This window comes from Ruegeria arenilitoris (assembly GCF_013032445.1).
Classification (GTDB): Bacteria; Pseudomonadota; Alphaproteobacteria; order Rhodobacterales; family Rhodobacteraceae; genus Ruegeria; species Ruegeria arenilitoris_F.
This window is the reverse complement of record NZ_WQCA01000073.1, coordinates 1-3,734: the sequence shown is the minus strand read 5'-3', so window position 1 is coordinate 3,734 and position 3,734 is coordinate 1. Positions and strand designations below refer to the sequence as shown.

The following is a 3,734-nucleotide window of genomic DNA, read 5'->3' as shown; positions in this document are numbered from 1 at the left end:
CGCGCGGTTCGGGAAGAGATCGAACAGTTCGGTGCTTTCTGCGAAGTGCACGTCGTGACCTCGATCGAGGAATGCGAACGCCGCGACCGCAAGGGCCTGATTACGGGCTAAGGATAGACCGAGTGCCCCTATCAGGGTGCTCGATTTTATTTCTGGAGATGAATATGACAAACGAAACCGCAGTAAAAATATAGGCTATGCGGAGACTGGCCATTCTCGCTGGCGGAGAAATTTAGCGAATTTGTGGCCAAGAGGATTATCAGATCGAAAGCAAGGCAGATGACAGCCCGGTCACTGTAGCGGACCAATTGGCGGACAAACTGATTTACGACGGTCTTCGCGACGCCTTTCCTGACGTGCACATCGCAACTGATGAGCAGGCGGAAACACACGATCAGGCCGTGTCGGATTTCTTTATCGTCGACTCTCAGGACAGTACCAAGGAATTCATTCACCGGCGCGACGAATTCACTGTCAACATCGCTTGGGTCGAGCAGGGTGAGCCCAGACTCGGCGTTGTGTTTGCGCCTGCCCGTGAGCGTTTGTTCTATACCAACGAATCCGGCCAAGCCGTCGAAGAACTAGGTGCGCATGACGCCGAAGCAGTTGGTGACCACAAAAAGATGAATGTGTCGAACCCGGACGCGTCGGCCCTTGTTGTCGTCGCCTCAAAATCCCACCGAGACGTAGCGACGGATGAGTATATCAACCGGTATCAAGTGGTGAATACGCGCAGTGCAGGTTCGTCTCTGAAATTCTACCTCTTGGTCTCTCGGGTGAGGCCGATCTTTGTCCGCGCCTTGGGCGAACAATGGACTGGGATACAGCCGCAGGGCAAGCGGTTTTGGAAGGAGCAGGAGGCCGGGTGTCCGAGCAGACGATCTGACACCGCTGAGCTACGGTAAGCCGGGTTTTGAAAACCCGCATTTCATTGCATACGCTCTGAGCATAAACGTTTTGAAAACATAATGCGGTAAAGAAACAGAAGATCGGCCCAGGCAATCCAGGGCTGTCGTTTGTTCAGGGCTTTAGGGCCTGTGCCTTGAGGGCTTGGTAGAATGGTTGGTGATGCTCAAGATATTCCTGCATCCGCGGATGTTCGGCGCACATGGTCGCGAATTTTTGTTTTTGCGCTTCTAACTCTTCCTGCGTGATTGGGCGAATACTCTTCGACGCACTGACATCGCCATGCCACCCTTCGACTTGTTTCCAGTCCTTTGGCTTTTCGTTCTGCCATTCAAACGCATGATCGGCGTCTGACAAACCGATCGCTTTCCAAAGCGCGCCAATGGCCTTTTTGGTGTCGGAACGAATGTCTTCTGCCTGAAGCACGATTGGCTTGTTCGCTGAAGACGCACACAGGGCGTCGTAGTGCCGTGACTGGGCCTCAAGCCCAATTTCCTCGGTTGTAACGTCAGGGTCCAGCTTGAAATAGGACGGGATCGAGGCAATCGGATCGCGAATGAGAAAGCAGTTGACCAGGCGGTCACCGAACTCTGCATCATCCATGATGTGCGGCATGACATAATAGCTCATGTCCTTGATAAAAACCGATGCGGACTCGGCGCTTTCCAGCAGCATGTCGCGCACGTTTTCATAAGTTACCGGGTGACCTTCCTCGGCCTGAAAATGCGGCATGTCACGTACTTTTCGGTTGATGTAATAGTCATACATGAACGGTTCGTGAAAACAGGTCAGATCGCCACGTTCCCGCATGATGCGTTCTGTTGCGGTAGACATGGAACGTGGATGTGACCACAGCGCAATGATAGGGTGCATTTTTACCTCCCTTGATGGTCGTTGTAGAAGGACCTGCCTTCATAAGTACTTCTGGTAATTTGACCGAGGAGATCCGATCAGTCACGGTGTCTTTTAGCACTGCGACCCGCAGTAATGTGTGAAGCAGGTTTGCGGTAGCAGAGGCCGAATTTTGCAAGGTTGATGTAGCCCGTAAAACTGAATGGTGACTTTGGGCACCTATGCAGTGTGCGTTTCCGTTCGCAAGATACTCAAATCATTCAAACGGAGGAACTCAGCAAGTAGCTTCTTTAGCTTCGCGTTCTCAGCTTCAAGCGCACGGAGCTTCTTCGCACCCGACGGCTCCATACCGCCATACTTGCTTTTGTATTTGTAGACGGTGCCTTGGCTGATCCCATAGCGCCCGCATACGTCAGCAGTTTTCTCAACTGCTTCCTGTTTCTTAATCATCTGAATGACATGTTCGTCCGTGAATCTTGTCTTCATTTGTCCGTCCTTAAGTTGGGTGGACTCTACAAAAAAATGGAAGAGATTTAGCGGCTCAGGTCACGTGATTTCACTCATCAACTACATCATCACAAGCACTTGATGGCACACTGCGAGGTTTTCACAGTTTAACGCTTGTGCCTCGATGTGCCGCCACCCACTTATTCAACTTTGAAAGGCCAAAACCCAAATCCCAAGCAAATTATTTGCGAATCAGCCCACTCGTCAGCGCGATCCACACCGTGTCAACGCGAAGTTAGTCCTTTTGTTTCAGTCCCGTACCTCATCTTCTTTGCTGCAACTAATGCTACCAAAGGAGCGGTATCAAACCGCGACAGGTCCAGATCGCTGATTGCGATTTCCGACCGACTTTTGGCTTCGTTAGATCGGAGCGGTTCCGCAATACCTCCGTTGCCTGCTTGCCTCCAGTCCTGATCCGTATTGCTTGAAAAAAGCACGCGACATGGCGGCGCGAGACGAAAATCCCGTTGCAGTGGCGACTTCCATCAACGGCATGTCGGTGTGTTGCAGCAAGCTAATTGCTCTTTCCAGCCGGAGTTCTTTGTAGGTATCCAAGAGTTTGGCACCGGTTTTGCAAAGATATCTTCTCTGAAGTTGCCTGATGGAAGTACCCACCTTTTCCGAAAGCCCGGAAATGCTCAATGGCTCTTCAATGTTTTCCAACATGATCGCCAAAGTGAGAATGACCAACTCATCGCCGTTGGCCTTTCGAATTAATCGGTTTGCGAACTGACTTTCGATCGATTGCTTTGGCTCGATAAGCCCGATATGTCTGCGCAAAGCATCCGCAAGAAACGCGCCGTGATCTATCGAGACAAAGTCACTCAGTAATCTAATCGCGCTGATATGTGCGTTTGCGCTATGCAGACGCCCACTGGTCGACAAAAGCGTTGTGGCTCCGCATCCCTCTATGCCCATTTCCATCGCAGCTGCTTCGAAACTTGAATGTACGGCAGCGACCTTCCGATCCGAATTGTCGATTTGAGCCAATAGCGTCACGGCACCTCCAACAAGAAGTGCCCTTGGTGACAGGCTCAATACCTGAGCGATCCACGTTTTTTGCTCGTCTACCGGACACCAGCTGTGTTCGGAATCCCCCCAAAGAATTGCCGTCCGCCTTGCCCAATAAAGAGGTCCGCCAACATTTCCATCCGCGATAACACGGACATTCACAAGATAGCTTTGTTTGCCGATGAGGCTGTTTAAAGACCGGTAGAAATCAACGATAGCTTCTGCTGACGGGTTGTCTTTCTCACAACGCAAGATGACGTCGATGTGCCGCGTGCGTTCGGGCACCACGTCATCGACATCGTTTGCTTTTCCTTGGCCATTTTTAACACAGTAGTGCTTCATCTAAACTACCAATCGTGTTTTGATTTAGCCCAACAACAAAACTGACTGCTGCTTTAATTTGACCCCCGCCTGAGCGGGGGTTTTTTTTGTTTTGTCGCTGTTCACTCGGCAGCGTC

Annotated in this window: 2 protein-coding genes and 3 pseudogenes; 2 read left to right on the top strand and 3 right to left on the bottom strand. The window is 51.2% G+C overall.

Annotated features, from left to right (window positions below):
- Together GOW98_RS25435 and GOW98_RS25430 are read left to right on the top strand one after the other, a co-directional pair.
- Window positions 1-99, top strand: a pseudogene (locus GOW98_RS25435) (adenylyl-sulfate kinase); the annotation flags it as partial.
- Window positions 100-239: 140 nt separating this feature from the next.
- Window positions 240-969, top strand: a pseudogene (locus GOW98_RS25430) (3'(2'),5'-bisphosphate nucleotidase CysQ family protein).
- A 51-nt stretch (window positions 970-1,020) separates the two neighbouring features.
- On the opposite strand, the gene GOW98_RS25425 reads toward GOW98_RS25430, so the two are convergent.
- From GOW98_RS25425 to GOW98_RS25415, 3 genes and pseudogenes are all read right to left on the bottom strand, one after another.
- A complete protein-coding gene (locus GOW98_RS25425; RefSeq protein WP_302479333.1) occupies window positions 1,021-1,779 on the bottom strand; it encodes a hypothetical protein in 759 nt (252 codons plus the stop codon).
- A 252-nt stretch (window positions 1,780-2,031) separates the two neighbouring features.
- Window positions 2,032-2,244: pseudogene (locus tag GOW98_RS25420) on the bottom strand (transposase); the annotation flags it as partial.
- Between the two features lie 381 nt (window positions 2,245-2,625).
- Complete coding sequence (locus GOW98_RS25415) at window positions 2,626-3,618, bottom strand: helix-turn-helix domain-containing protein (RefSeq protein WP_170337383.1); 993 nt, start codon at window positions 3,616-3,618, stop codon at window positions 2,626-2,628.
- Window positions 3,619-3,734: the final 116 nt, after the last annotated feature.